This is a genomic window from Ilumatobacter sp. (assembly GCF_039969435.1).
Taxonomy (GTDB): domain Bacteria; phylum Actinomycetota; class Acidimicrobiia; order Acidimicrobiales; family Ilumatobacteraceae; genus Ilumatobacter_A.
In genome coordinates this window covers 1-13,437 of record NZ_JBDVNU010000029.1, presented here as the reverse complement: position 1 = coordinate 13,437, position 13,437 = coordinate 1, and the positions used below count along the sequence as shown (strand labels likewise).

General features: G+C 68.4%; 13 protein-coding genes. 7 read left to right on the top strand and 6 right to left on the bottom strand.

Annotation, left to right across the window (positions count from 1 at the left end):
- Nucleotides 1-101 precede the first annotated feature (101 nt).
- Complete coding sequence (thrH, locus tag ABJK40_RS14830) at nt 102-722, top strand: bifunctional phosphoserine phosphatase/homoserine phosphotransferase ThrH (protein WP_348479673.1); 621 nt, start codon at nt 102-104, stop codon at nt 720-722.
- Here thrH and ABJK40_RS14825 read toward each other — a convergent pair.
- Nucleotides 633-1,589: a phosphatase PAP2 family protein gene (locus ABJK40_RS14825; RefSeq protein ID WP_348479672.1), complete on the bottom strand. Its 957-nt coding sequence runs from the start codon at nt 1,587-1,589 to the stop codon at nt 633-635. The genes thrH and ABJK40_RS14825 overlap by 90 nt on opposite strands.
- A 16-nt stretch (nt 1,590-1,605) precedes the next feature.
- On the opposite strand from ABJK40_RS14825, the gene ABJK40_RS14820 reads away from it, so the two are divergent.
- Entirely contained in the window at nt 1,606-2,505 is a 900-nt protein-coding gene (locus ABJK40_RS14820; protein WP_348479671.1) for a hypothetical protein, read from the top strand.
- A gap of 20 nt (nt 2,506-2,525) precedes the next feature.
- Here ABJK40_RS14820 and ABJK40_RS14815 read toward each other — a convergent pair whose 3' ends face one another.
- Nucleotides 2,526-3,302: a hypothetical protein gene (locus ABJK40_RS14815; RefSeq protein WP_348479670.1), complete on the bottom strand. Its 777-nt coding sequence runs from the start codon at nt 3,300-3,302 to the stop codon at nt 2,526-2,528.
- Nucleotides 3,303-3,409: 107 nt separating this feature from the next.
- A complete protein-coding gene (locus ABJK40_RS14810) occupies nt 3,410-4,996 on the bottom strand; it encodes a methylmalonyl-CoA mutase family protein (protein WP_348479669.1) in 1,587 nt (528 codons plus the stop codon).
- 138 nt (nt 4,997-5,134) lie between these two features.
- Between ABJK40_RS14810 and ABJK40_RS14805 the strand changes: the two genes are divergently transcribed.
- On the top strand, nt 5,135-5,890 hold the full coding sequence (locus ABJK40_RS14805) for a lysophospholipid acyltransferase family protein (protein ID WP_348479668.1): 756 nt from the start codon (nt 5,135-5,137) through the stop codon (nt 5,888-5,890).
- 61 nt (nt 5,891-5,951) lie between these two features.
- On the opposite strand, the gene ABJK40_RS14800 is transcribed toward ABJK40_RS14805, so the two are convergent.
- On the bottom strand, nt 5,952-6,335 hold the full coding sequence (locus tag ABJK40_RS14800) for a RidA family protein (RefSeq protein ID WP_348479667.1): 384 nt from the start codon (nt 6,333-6,335) through the stop codon (nt 5,952-5,954).
- A gap of 25 nt (nt 6,336-6,360) precedes the next feature.
- On the opposite strand from ABJK40_RS14800, the gene ABJK40_RS14795 reads away from it, so the two are divergent.
- Together ABJK40_RS14795 and ABJK40_RS14790 are read left to right on the top strand one after the other, a co-directional pair.
- A complete protein-coding gene (locus ABJK40_RS14795; protein ID WP_348479666.1) occupies nt 6,361-7,275 on the top strand; it encodes an EamA family transporter in 915 nt (304 codons plus the stop codon).
- Between the two features lie 78 nt (nt 7,276-7,353).
- Nucleotides 7,354-8,145, top strand: a complete 792-nt coding sequence (locus ABJK40_RS14790; RefSeq protein WP_348479665.1) for a class II aldolase/adducin family protein — start codon at nt 7,354-7,356, stop codon at nt 8,143-8,145.
- 42 nt (nt 8,146-8,187) lie between these two features.
- On the opposite strand, the gene ABJK40_RS14785 is transcribed toward ABJK40_RS14790, so the two are convergent.
- Nucleotides 8,188-9,954, bottom strand: coding sequence for an HD domain-containing phosphohydrolase (locus ABJK40_RS14785; protein ID WP_348479664.1), 1,767 nt, complete (start codon nt 9,952-9,954; stop codon nt 8,188-8,190).
- Nucleotides 9,955-10,095: 141 nt separating this feature from the next.
- On the opposite strand from ABJK40_RS14785, the gene ABJK40_RS14780 reads away from it, so the two are divergent.
- On the top strand, nt 10,096-11,088 hold the full coding sequence (locus tag ABJK40_RS14780; protein ID WP_348479663.1) for a sensor domain-containing diguanylate cyclase: 993 nt from the start codon (nt 10,096-10,098) through the stop codon (nt 11,086-11,088).
- Nucleotides 11,089-11,156: 68 nt separating this feature from the next.
- Here ABJK40_RS14780 and moeB read toward each other — a convergent pair whose 3' ends face one another.
- Nucleotides 11,157-12,320 carry a molybdopterin-synthase adenylyltransferase MoeB gene (gene moeB, locus ABJK40_RS14775; RefSeq protein ID WP_348479662.1) on the bottom strand — a complete coding sequence of 388 codons (1,164 nt, stop codon included), beginning with the start codon at nt 12,318-12,320 and terminating at the stop codon, nt 11,157-11,159.
- Between the two features lie 183 nt (nt 12,321-12,503).
- On the opposite strand from moeB, the gene ABJK40_RS14770 reads away from it, so the two are divergent.
- Nucleotides 12,504-13,436, top strand: coding sequence for a DMT family transporter (locus tag ABJK40_RS14770; protein WP_348479661.1), 933 nt, complete (start codon nt 12,504-12,506; stop codon nt 13,434-13,436).
- Nucleotide 13,437 lies beyond the last annotated feature (1 nt).

The following is a 13,437-nucleotide window of genomic DNA, read 5'->3' as shown; positions in this document are numbered from 1 at the left end:
CTTCGACTGGCCCGCTTCGACTGGCCCGCTTCGGCCACCCGGCCCGCTTCGACCCTCACGAGGTTTGTGCCGGGCACGAACCGGCACGCGACACTGGTGTCGTGGCAGTCGCGAACGAACCGAGCCAGTCGATCATCACGCTCGACCTCGAAGGCGTGTTGATCCCCGAGGTGTGGATCGCCGTGGCGGAGGCGACGGGCATCGACGGACTGCTGCGCACGACGCGCGACGAGCCCGACTACGACGTCTTGATGCGCTACCGACTCGGCCTGCTCGCCGAGCACGGCCTGGGTTTGGCCCGGATCCAGGAGGTGATCTCGACCCTCGCACCGATGCCGGGTGCCCGCGAGTTCCTCGATGCACTGCGCGAGCGCACGCAGGTGATCATCCTGTCCGACACCTTCGAGCAGTTCGCCACCCCGTTCATGCGCCAACTCGGGTGGCCCACCATCATGTGCCACCGACTGCTCGTCGACGGCGACGACATCACCGGGTACGAACTGCGCCAGCAGGACCAGAAGCGCCGGGCGGTCGAAGCGTTCCAGTCGCTGAACTTCAGGATTTTGGCTGCGGGCGACTCCTACAACGACACGACGATGCTCGGCGCTGCGTCGACCGGATTCCTGTTCCGCTCACCCGCCAACGTGATCGCCGAGTTCCCGCAGTTCCGCTCCTTCACCGACTACGACGATCTCCTCGCCGCCTTCACCGACCTGCTCTGACACGTCCCCCACGGTGTCCGTGCCGAACGGGGAGGCTCGCCAGGCGCGCCGGACGCCTTCGTCGATCATCCACGACAGGCCGATCAGACCGAGTGCGACGATGCCGTCGAGCCACCAGTGGTGCCCCGTGGCCGACACGACCAGGATCGTGATCGGCAGGTGCGCGGCGAACAGCCACTTCCACCGACTCGGACCGGCTGCGACGATCCCGATCCCGATCACCCCGGCCCACGCGACGTGGATCGAGGGCATCGCGACGAACTGACCGGACACGCCCGTCCCGACCGGCCCGTAGACCGACATGTCGTAGACCTCGGAGAGATCCTCGTAGCCGAGGTCGGTGAGGAAGCGCGGCGGCGCGACGTGGACGAAGCGGATGAACAGACAGCCGGCGGTCGTGAGCGACAGGACGTTCCTCCACCGGCCGTACTCGTCGCGATGACGCCAGAACATCCAGGCGAGGAACAGGAACAGCGCCGGAACGTGCATCGTGATGTAGTAGGCGGACGCCAGCCATCCGAGTGGGTCGTGGTCGATCACGAACTCCTGCAGACCCAGTTCGCTCGGCAGCCCGATCGCATTCTGGAAGTCGACGATGGAACGAGCGCGCTCGATCGCCCCGTCCGACTGCGTGAGCGGCAGGTTCTTGGCCGTGCGCCACAGGCCGTACAGCCCGGTCAGCACGGCGAGCTCCGACACGGTGGGCAGGGCGAACTCGGTGAAGCGCGACGTCCGCACCCGGCGCAACCCCACCAGCAGCACGAGGCAGATCGCCGAGGTGATCCACGCCTCCTGCCAGGTCGGCCACTTCGTGATCCCCGCCGCGAACATCGCTGCCAGTCTGCCGTGGCGAGGAACTACAGTCACCTCGTCCGACGCTGTCATGTCGGCTGACATCTCGCCCATGCACCTCCCCGCTCTCCGACCCGCGCTCGCGATGTGTGCCCTGGTGCTCGCGGTCTCGTCGTTGCCCGGGGGCGACGTGAGCGCCGTGCGGCCGAGACAGGTCGACGGGCCCGCCGACACCACGACCTCGAGTCCCGCCGCTCGCACGCAGATCGCACGCGTCACGCTCGACCCGTCGATCCGTGACATCGCGATCGTCGGCGACTCCCTCCTCGCCGACCTCGAAGCGCTCGGCGGGGCGCCCACGTTCGTGGTCGACGAGGTCGCGAACACCCTGCGCGCCCGGCCGGACACCGCCGACGTCCGCATCCGGAACTTCGCCGTCGCCGGCCTGACGAACCACTTCGGGCCACCCGAGTTCCGCCGTCTCGGGGCCCACGTCCGACAGACCTTCACCGCGGGCTCCGATCTTCCCGACCTCGTCATCGTGGCGGTCAGTTCGACCGGGCTGAACGGCCTGCCGGACGCCGACGTCGCCGACGTCGCGCCGGCGATCATCGCTGCACTCCTCGATGCGTCGACCTACCTCGACAGCCTGGGGGTGCGCACGGTGTTCGTCCCGGTGTTCGGCGTGAACTCCGAGATCTTCGACGTGTTGCACAGCATCAACCAGCCGACCCTGCGTCACTTCCGCGCGAACGAGCGGATCGACGAACTCAACCAGTTGTTGGTCGCGAGCGGCCTTCCGTTCCTCTTCGACGAGTTCCGACTCCTCGACGCCGATGGCGACGGCAGCGCCGACCGTCGGTACTTCGTCGGCCGGGAAGGAACGGGCGCGGGCGCGTACGACGACGGCATCCACCCGAACGAAGTCGGGGCGACCGTGTACGCCTACAACCTGATCGACGCGCTGCTCGGTGCCTACGAGGCAGGCTGAGGCGTCGACTCGAGGCCGGATCAGGTGCGGCGGAACCAGCGCCTGACGCGACCCGCCGCGGTCGGACGCGATGTGTGGTCGTCCGACGGCTTCGACCGTGCGGGGATCTTCGGCCGGGAGGTCTCGTCACGGAGGACGGCGCAGCCCCACCCGTCGTAGACGCCACCGAATCGTTCGCTGATCAGCCGAATCGTCCACGACGTCTCCGTCACGTCGGTCGGGTCCGCCTCGTGAGCGATCTCGACCCGACCACCGTCGACCTGTGTCACCGTCACGCCCAGGCTCTCGACGGCAGCGACGAGCGATCCGACCCGATCGGTCGAGAGGCCGCTGACGAGGTGGCCGATCGCGCGGACCCCACCGGTGTCGCCGGCGGCATGCAACCCGTTGCGCACCCGGTGGTCGAGCAGCGACTGCTCCTCCATGCCACTGGGGCAAGCCGATGCGAACAGGGTCCAGTCCGGGTCGACGGCCGGAGCGACCGAGACGGAGGCTCCTCTCGTGAGGGCGATCGCGGCGTACCGATCGGCGCCGTCGTCGGAGGGCAGGTACGACAGGGTGGTGAGCGTCGTGCGCGTCCGTCGGGTGGCGACGATCCGTCCCTTCAGCGACGCCGTCACCGCTTCCAGGTCACGCTCGGTCGTCGCGAGCGCGTCGGGCGACGCCGATGCGGACTCGACCGTGACCTCGCACCCGATCGGCAGCCCCACGACCGGGGCCTCGGCCCGCGCGTCGGAGTCGATGCCGCAGATCTGGAAACCTCCGTCGCCGACACGCTCGAACAGGTCCCACGCCACGATCGAAGGTTACGACAGCGCCCGCGCGTGACGACAGCGGCCCGTGCGTGTCGAGTCGCCGGGTACCCCGCACCGGATGGGGCCGGGCCGGACACGTCGACGCCGACTCAGGGGGTGTAGGTGCCGAACACGTCGCGGAGGCTGTCGCTGATCTCGCCGAGGGTGCAGTCGGCGCGGAGCGCATCCTTCATCGCGTACAGCAGGTTCTCGTCGGACTCGGCCGTGGCCTTGACGGCGGCCAGCGCCGACTCCACCGCAGCAGGATCGCGCTGCGCCTTGTACTCGATGGTCCGAGCCTTCTGCTCGACTTCGAGTTGCGGGTCGATCGGGAACGGCTCGATGGGTTCCTCGGCGTCGACGGTGAACTTGTTGACGCCGACGATCACCCGCTCGCCGTCGTCGATCGACTTCGTGTACGCGTACGCGGCGTCCATGATCTCGTCCATCTGGTAGCCCTGTTCGATCGCGGCGACGGCGCCACCCTTCTCGTCGATCGTCTCGATGTACTCCCACGCCAGGCGCTCGACCTCGTCGGTCATCGACTCGACGAAGTACGAACCGGCGAGCGGGTCGACCGTGTCGGTCACGCCCGACTCGTAGCCGATGATCTGCTGTGTGCGAAGGGCGATCCGAGCTGCGGTCTCCGTCGGCAGCGACAGTGCTTCGTCGTAGCCGTTCGTGTGCAACGACTGGGTGCCGCCGAGCACCGCGGCCATCGACTGGATGGCCACTCGCACGACGTTGTTGATCGGCTGCTGTGCGGTCAGCGTGGATCCACCGGTCTGGGTGTGGAAGCGCAGCATCTTCGACTTCTCGTTCTTCGCACCGAACCGCTCGGTCATGATCGTGTACCACATCCGCCGACTGGCTCGGAACTTGGCGGCCTCCTCGAAGAAGTTGTTGTGACCGTTCCAGAAGAAGCTGAGCCGGGGTGCGAAGTCGTCGACGTCGAGGCCGGCATCGACGGCCGCCTGGACGTACGCGATGGCGTTGGCCAGGGTGAAGGCGATCTCCTGGACGGCCGTCGAGCCCGCTTCGCGGATGTGGTACCCGGAGATCGAAATGGTGTTCCAGGAGGGGACGTGCTTGCTGCAGTACTCGAAGATGTCGGTGATGATCCGCATCGACGGGCGCGGTGGGAAGATGTACGTGCCGCGGGCGATGTACTCCTTGAGCAGGTCGTTCTGGATCGTGCCGTTGATCTGGTCGGCCGACACACCCTGCTCCTCGGCGACGAGTTCGTACATCAGCAGGAGGATCGCTCCCGTCGAGTTGATCGTCATCGACGTCGACACCTTGTCGAGCGGCAGGTCGGCGAGCAGCAGCCGCATGTCGGCCATGGTGTCGATGGCCACGCCGACCTTGCCGACCTCGCCTTCGGCCCGAGGAGCGTCGGAGTCGTACCCCATCTGCGTCGGCAGGTCGAAGGCGCAGCTCAGTCCGGTCTGGCCGGCGTCCAGGAGGAACTTGAATCGCTGGTTGGTCTGCTCCGCGGATCCGAAGCCCGAGTACTGGCGCATGGTCCAGAGGCGACTCGTGTACATCGAGGGATACACGCCACGGGTGAACGGTGCCTCACCCGGCAGTCCGAGGCGTTGCTCGGCGTTCCAGTCGGCCAGGGCCTCGCCGGTGTAGATCTTGGCGATCGGGATACCCGAGTCGGTGGTGGGGAGTGCGACAGCAGCGTCAGCCATCCCTCGATCGTACGCACCGACCCAGCACCCCACCCAGGCCGGAACGCCCCAACCTCTGTTGTTCCGTCCGGGAGCGAACAACAGAGGTTGGGCGGCGGCAGCGCATGACGGGCGGAGTCGGGCGATAGAGACTGGCGGATGAGTGCGTCGTGGAAGCATCCGGGTCGATCGGGAGCGATCGTCTACGGCGTCGTCGCCTCCGTCGTCGGCACCGCGATCACGGTCGTCAGTCGACTGCAGGTGGAGCGGCAGCGGGGACGCCGGAGGGTCGCCGAGGCCCTGCCCGACGGCGCGGTGATCGTGATCGCCAACCACACCAGCTACGCCGACGGCTTCCTGCTGGCCCTCGTGTGTCGGCGGATGGGTCGCTCGCTGCGCCTCCTCGCCACGGCCGGGGTCTTCCGCGTGCCGATCGTCGGCCACCTCGCCCGTCGGATCGGATTCATCCCCGTGCATCGCGGGTCCGCCAGTGCAGGAGATGCACTGGGGCCGGCCGCCGAGGCGCTCGCCGCCGGGGAGGCCGTCGGGCTGTTCCCCGAGGGCCGGACGACCCGTGACCCCGACCAGTGGCCCGAGCGGGCACGCACCGGCGTCGTTCGCCTCGCGGTCCGGAGCGGAGCGCCGGTGGTGCCCGTCGCGCTCGTCGGCGCCCATCGGGTCGTCGCTCGTCGGCGCGTCGTCAGCAGGCTGATGTTCAACGTGGTCCTGCGCCCGAAGGTCAGCGTCGCCGTCGGCGAGCCGATCGACGTCGGTGCGCTCCTCGATCGGTCGCAACTCGACGATGCGGTGGCGCTGCGCGCCGCCACCGACGAGGTGATGGCGGCCCTCGTGTCGCTCGTCGCCGACGTGCGTCGCGAAGTGGCCCCCGATCCGCTCGGCGTGGAACCCGGCTGACCCGGCCGACCCGACCCGGCCGATCCTGACCCGGCCGACCCGACCCGGCCGATGCGGGGGTTCAGTTCGCTGCGACGACCGCGATCTCCATGCGCCACTGGGGCTGTGCCAGCTCCGGAACGGTCACCAGCGTCGACGCCGCGAGATGGCCGTCGAGGAACGCGTCACGTGCGGCCATGATCGGGCCGAGCGGCTCGCCGACCACGGCAAAGGTGACGACCGAGACGATGTCTGGCGGCACCATCCCGACCTCGTCGAGCATCGCCGCGATGTTGCGCCACACGACCTCGGCCTGCTCCCCCACCCCGTCGGGGGTCGACCCGTCGGGCGCGATCGGCACGACGCCCGAGGTGTGGAGCCATCTCGACGGCTGCTCGACGAGGACGGCGTGCACGTAGTTGGCAGCCGGAGGGGCGATCGACGTCGGTGAGATCTGACGATTCATCGCCTCACTCTGGCATCCTCACGCAGTGACCGACGCACAGGCCGCTTCCACGCCCGGGCCCGTCGCTCGCTGGCTCGGCACCGCGCAGCCCGAGGCCCTCTTCGTCCTGTCGGCCATCGCGCAGTACGTCGGCGCCGTCATCGCCGTCGGCCTGTTCGACCAGGTCGAGCCTCAGACCGTCGCGTGGTTCCGGGTGATGGGAGCGGCCGCCGCCCTGCTCCTCGTGTCGCGAGGGTGGTGGTCGGGGTGGACGCGGTCACAACTGGCCGGAATCGCCACATTCGGTGTCGCCACGGCCGCGATGAACATCTTCTTCTACCTGGCCATCGACCGCATCGACCTCGGCAAGGGCGTGACGATCGAGTTCATCGGGCCGATCGCCGTCGCTGCGGCGACCACCCGCACGGGGCGCAACGCCGTGGCCCTGGCGTTCGCCGTGGCCGGCGTGTGCGTGCTCGGCGGCGTCGAGATCGACGACGGCAACACCGCAGGTCTCGTGTTCATCCTGCTCGCGTCGGCCATGTGGGCGGCCTACATCGTGATCGGGTCGAGTGTCGCCCGCGTCGATCGGGGCGTCGCTGGACTCGGATTGGGGCTCGCGATCGGCACCGTTGCGACCACGCCGATCGGTGCGCCGTGGAGCGGTCCGGTGTGGGTGGCGCCCGGCCTGCTCGCGCTGTGTCTCGTGGTCGGCGTGTTCTCCAACGCCATCGGATACGGGATCGACCAGTTCACGATGCGGCGCATCCCGATCCGCCGATTCTCGTTGCTGCTCGCACTGCTGCCGGTCACCGCAGCGATCATGGGATGGCTGTTCCTGAGCCAACCGCCGTCGCCGCTCGACATGGGCGGAATCGCCCTCGTGCTCGTGGGTGTCGCGGTCCAGGAGCGTGACGAGATCGAACGCGTCGAGGCCGTCGTGCGCACCGATCCGGCGTGAAGCCACCCGACGACGCTCGACGCCTCCGATCGTGTGCGGCTCCGATCCGCCCGGTTCGGGTGTCCTACACTGGTGGGCATGGCCAACACGATCGACGACAAGCTCGCAGAACTCGAACAGGAGCAGGCGCAATCAACACCGACCGACTTCGCCGCGGAACGACTGCATCGCAAGCAGCGTCTCGCCTGCGGTCTGCGCACGATGGGCCGACTGCACCTCGCCGAAGGAGTCCCCGGCCACGTCACCGTGCGCGACCCCGAGTTCACCGACCGCTTCTGGGTCAATCCGTTCGGAACCAACTTCAAGCTGATGACCGTCAGCGACCTGATCTGCGTGAGCCACGAGGGCGAGGTCGTGGAGGGTGACGGCCCATTGAACGCCGCAGCGTTCGCGATCCACGGCCAGATCCACCAAGCTCGCCCCGACGTCATCGCCGCCGCCCACTCCCACTCGATGTACGGCAAGACGTTCTCCACCCTGGGCAAGCCGTTGAAGATGATCACGCAGGACTCGACGATGTTCTACAACGACGTCGCCCTGTGCAACGACGGTTCGGGTGCGGTCGTGCTGTCCGAGGAGGTCGGCCGAGCGATGGCCACGGCGCTCGGCGACAAGAAGGCGATGATCCACCAGAACCACGGTCTGATCACCACCGGTGGCTCGGTCGATGCCGCCGTGTGGTGGTTCATCGCGCTCGAGCGTGCGTGCCAGTCCCAACTGCTCGCCGAGTCGGCGGGCACCCCGATCGAGATCCCCGAGGCGTACTGCATCGACGGCCACAAGAGCCAGGGCAGTGACATCGCCGGCTGGTTCCAGTTCCAACCGTTCTGGGACGAACTGGTTGCTCGCGAGCCCGAGTTCCTCGACTGAGGCCCCAGCGACGCCGGCCCTCGGACCGGGCCCGTCGGCGGGTCAGGGTCCCAGCAGTGGCGGCCGCGAGATCGGCGGCAACGTGATGGGCGGCAACGAGATCACGGGAAGTGCGATCGGTGGCAGCGAGATCACGGGAACGGTGATCGGCGGGAGCGGTACCAGCGGCACCGTGATCGGCGGGACCGACACGACCGGCACCGTGATCGGCGGGACCGAGATCACCGGCACCGTGATGGGTGGCACGGAGACCACCGGTTCGCCGGGCCGCGTCGTCGGCGTGGGCGCAGGAGGCGGTCCTTCGGCGATCGACGTGGGCACGACCGGAGCCGGCGAGGTGGTGGACGTGACCGTCGGTGGCGGTGCTCCGGGAGCTGCGGACCGAGCAGTCGGGACCGGTTGCGGAACCGTCGCCGGCGGGGTCACCCTCGGCCCTGCGTTCGTCGGCGTCGTGGTCGACGGCCCGCCGACCTCCTCGGTGGGCGACTCGCCGGTGGGCACAGCGTCCTCCGGGGCGGCGACCGTCGTCGTCGACGACGGAGTCGGCGACCGGTCGGGATCCGCGTCGAGATCGTCGCTTGCGGAGCGGGCCGGTACGACGGGTCCGGCGCCCTGCCCATCGACTGCGTCATCCGTCGCGCCTGCGTCGTCGAACGTCGTCTGGACCTGGTCCTGGCGTCCAGCGGGCTGCTCCGTGGCGGGCCGCTGTGCAGCGACGATCCCGATCGTTCCCGCTGCCGAGCCGACGGCGACCGCGGCCCCGACGGCCAGAACCGACCCCAGGTTGGTCACCAGTGCAGCGGGCAGGAACGCCACGTGGGCCGACGCCGCCGATGCGCGTGAGGTGGTGCGTGGTGCGCCGATCGACGCGCGCATCACGGCCCGCACGACCTCGGGGTTGAACTGGGTTCCGGCGTGCTTCGACAGCTCCGCGCGTGCCTCCGCTGCGCTCATCGGCGGCTTGTACGAGCGAGCCGAGGTCATCACGTCGTAGGCATCGGCCACGCTCACGATGCGTGCGGCCCGAGCGATCTCCGTCCCCTTCAGACCCTGGGGGTAGCCGCTGCCGTCGAAGCGTTCGTGGTGTTCCCAGACGGCGCGTGCCGCCTCGCCGAGCCAGTCGGCGAGCGGCTCCACGCATCGCCTCCCCGCCATCGGGTGCGTCTTGACGACGTCGAACTCGTCGTCGGTCAGTCTCCCGCCCTTGTTGAGGATCGCCCGTGGCACTCGGATCTTGCCGACGTCGTGGAGGAGCGCAGCCCACCGCAGTTGCTCCAGTTCCTGCCCCTCGATCCCCATCTCGGCACCGATCACCTGGGCGTAACCACGGACCCGTTCGGAGTGCCCGCGCGTCAGGGAGTCGTGACGACTGAGCAGCGTGACCAGTTCCAACAGTCGGTGCGCGGCCTCCCCCGCCGTCTCGTCGTGAGCGCCGGTACTGGCCTCCTCGATACGACGAGCCAGTTGGGTCGTGGTACCGCCCCGCAGCGCCAAACCGAGCCGGGACGGCACGCGGTCGGGAAAGGCGAGCGTCAGCTTGAACAGGATCGACAACGGAACGAGTCGACGTGCGACGCGCTCGATGGCGACGAGTGCAGCCGTCGACACCAGGGCGATGAACGACCAGCGGATCACGGCCCCTGTCGTCGTGGTCGGTGACGGCAGGATCGTCGCGAGGAGCAAGCCCGCTGCGACCGAACCGACCAGCGGGACGAGGAACGCGAGTGCCCGCACGACGTGCGCCCGCCACGCTTGTCGTTCCCATCTCTGCGCTGCCGTTGTGGCAGTGGTCAGCAGAGTGTCGCTCATCTCGCCTCCTTTCTCCATCGTCGATTGAGTGCGGCTACAACCACTGAAAGTGTGCCGTCAACCACTTTTCGTGTCGGTATGGCCGAGGGTAAGGAAGTGTCATCCAGCTCAAGAACGAGGCGATGGAGCCGATGACATCGCATGCAGTCCGCCGATGTCGACGATCGACGATTGGTCGACCTCTTCGCTCTCGATCTCATCGACGGCGTGCGCAGCGAGACGTTCGACCGTGTGGCACGCATCGCGAGCCTCACCTTCGACGTTCCGGTGGCGCTCGTGACGATGCTCGACGACGACGATCAGTACTTCTGCGGTGTCTACGGCACCGACCTGACCGGCAACCGTCGGGCCGAGTCCTTCTGCAATCACACGGTCCGTCTCGACGACGTCCTGGTCGTGCCCGACGCCACCCTCGATCCCCGCTTCCGTGACCTGGCGGTCGTGACCGGCCCGCCGCACGTCCGCTTCTATGCCGGCGCACCCGTGTCCACGCCCGGTGGCGCCCACATCGGCACGCTCTGCATCCTCGACGTTGCGCCGCGCGACCTCGATGCCCGCCAGCGCGGCGTACTGCGAGATCTCGCCGATCTGGTCGAGATCGAGATCGGGCACCACGGTCGGGCGCTCACCGACCCGCTCACCCAACTCGCCAACCGGCGTGCCTTCATGGCCGCTGCGGATCGCTTCGTCGCGCTCGGGCGGCGACGCAACGAACCCGTCTCCCTGGTCTTCGCCGATCTGAACGGACTCAAGCGAGTCAACGACGAATTCGGCCACATCGTCGGCGACTCGTTGATCCAGCGAGCGGCATCGTGCATCGACCACGCCATGCGCCGAGCCGACCTCGCCGCACGCATCGGCGGTGACGAGTTCGCGGTCCTGCTGTTAGGGACCGACGCCGCCGGCGCATCGCAGGCGATCGCCACGATCCAGGACAGGATCGTGGAGGACAACCGGATCGACCGTGCTCGGCCGGCACCGGGGCGGGGGCCCGTCGGCACGTGCGAACTGTCGATCGCATTCGGGTCGGCCACCGTCGCCCCCGATGAATCGATCGACACGTTCGTGTCACGTGCCGATTCGGCGATGTACGACGCGAAGCGAGCAGACGCCGCTCGCCACTGCACCGCCTGACCGACGGTCGCACGGCCGGCAGATCGCGTCGACCGCTCGGCGACCGAGCGCAGACGGCAGGCGGTCGATCAGTGATCGAGGCCGGGCGCGCAGAGCCCGTCGAGTTCCTCGATGCGGATCCTGTCGCGGTTCGCGTACGTGACCTCGTTGTCGGGATTCGGCTTCAGGTTGAAGACCCGGAACTCCATGTCGGTGGTGTCGACGGTGAGGATCCGACCGATCAGAGGGTCGCCGAGCCCGAGGATCACCTTGATGGTCTCGAGCGCCTGGATCGACCCGACGATGCCGGGCAGCACGCCGAGCACTCCGGCCTCGGCGCACGACGGAGCGAGTTCTGCGGGAGGAGGCTCAGGAACCATGTCGCGGTACGTCGGGCCCTCGGTGGGGTGGAACACGCTGACCATGCCCTCGAAGCGGAAGATCGACCCGTGGACGACCGGGATGCCCAGCTTCACGCTCGCGTCGTTGAGGAGGTACCGGCTCGGGAAGTTGTCGGCGCCGTCGACGATCACGTCGTAGCCCTCGATGATCTCCATGATGTTCGACGCATCGAGCCGGGTGTCGTAGGTGACCACGTTCACGTCCGGGTTGAGCCCCACCAACGTCTTCTTCGCCGAGTCGACCTTCCGGTCGCCGATGCGGTCGATGTTGTGCAGGATCTGTCGCTGCAGATTCGATGCGTCGACGTCGTCCATGTCGACGACGCCGATCGTGCCGACGCCGGCGGCGGCCAGGTAGAGGGCGGCGGGCGACCCGAGGCCACCGGCACCGAGCATCAGGACCTTGGCGTCCAGCAACTTGAGCTGGCCCTCGGTGCCCACCTCGGGAAGCAGCAGGTGGCGCTTGTAGCGGTTGTTCTGTTCCGGCGTGAGCGAGGCCGGCTTCTTCCAGTCGCGACCCTCGTCCTTCCAGCGTCCGTAGCCGCCGTCCATCGACAGTGCGTTGGCGTAGCCGAGCTGTTGGAGCGTCTGGACCGCGAAGGCGGACCGGACGCCGCCGGCGCAGTACACGACGACGGGTGCGTCCTTGTCGAGGAGACGCCCCTCGACCTGGGCTTCGAGGTGCCCGCGAGGGATGTGGACGGCGCCGGGGATGGCGCCCTCCTCGTACTCGTCGGGTTCGCGTACGTCGAGGATCAGCGCACCTTCGTCGATCCTGGCGGACGCGGTGTCGGTGTCGATCTCGGTGATCGAGGACTTGGCGGCGGAGAGCAGGTCACGGAACGTTGCCATGGTGGAAAAGCCTAACGGTGAAAGTCGAGTCATTCGGTCGGGTATTGGTCAACCGCGCCGGCGCCGATCCATTCCCGTCCGTCGACGACGCACGACGCACGACGGTCGGAACTGGCGGGAAGCCGCGCTGCGATGTCCGAATCCGGCGAGCTGCTCACTCCCCCGGGCGCGTATCTTCACTCCGTGACGTCGCACACCGAACCCGCTGTCCCCGCCGTACAGCGCAAGCTGTTCGAGCAGTCGGCTGCCGCGAACGACGGTTCGTTCACACCGCAGGACTGGGGCCTGTTCGTCTCGGTCGCCCTGATCTGGGGCGCATCGTTCCTGTTCATCGACATCGGACTCGATGCGTTCCCGCCCGGCCTGATCACGTTCCTGCGCATCGGGTCCGGCGCCCTCGCGCTGCTGGTCCTGCCGAAACCGACGGTCACGATCGCCGCCGACGACCGCGCTCGTCTCGTGCTCCTCTCGGTGATCTGGGTCGCCATCCCCTTCACGCTGTTCCCGATCGCCGAGCAGTACATCAACTCGTCGGTGACGGGGTTGCTGAACGGAGCGACGCCGATCTTCGCCGCGTCGGTCGCAGCGGTGCTGCTGCGCCAGCGGGCGCGCGGTCCGCTCCTGGCCGGCATCGTCGTCGGCTTCGTCGGCATCTCCCTGATCAGTCTGCCGTCGATCGGCGACGGCGCGAGCGGGGCGCGAGGTGTCGTCCTCGTGCTCGCCGCCACCGTCTGCTACGGATTCGCGATCAACCTCGCGGCCCCGATGCAGCAGCGGTACGGATCGCTGCCGCTGATGACGCGGATGTTGGCCCTCGCCACGGTCTGGACCGCGCCGTACGGTCTGTGGGAGATCGGTGACGCATCGTGGGAGGTCGGCCCGTTCGTCGCGGTGCTCGTGCTGGGCGTGTTCGGAACCGGCGTGGCGTTCGCGATCATGGGGGCACTCGTGGGGCGCGTCGGTTCGACCCGGGCGAGCTTCATCACCTACCTGATCCCGGTCGTGTCGCTCGCGCTCGGCATCGCCTTCCGCGGCGACACCGTCGCCCCACTCGCCGTTGCGGGGATCGTGCTCGTGATCGGCGGGGCGCTGCTCGCGAGCCGCGCCCGTCGCTGAG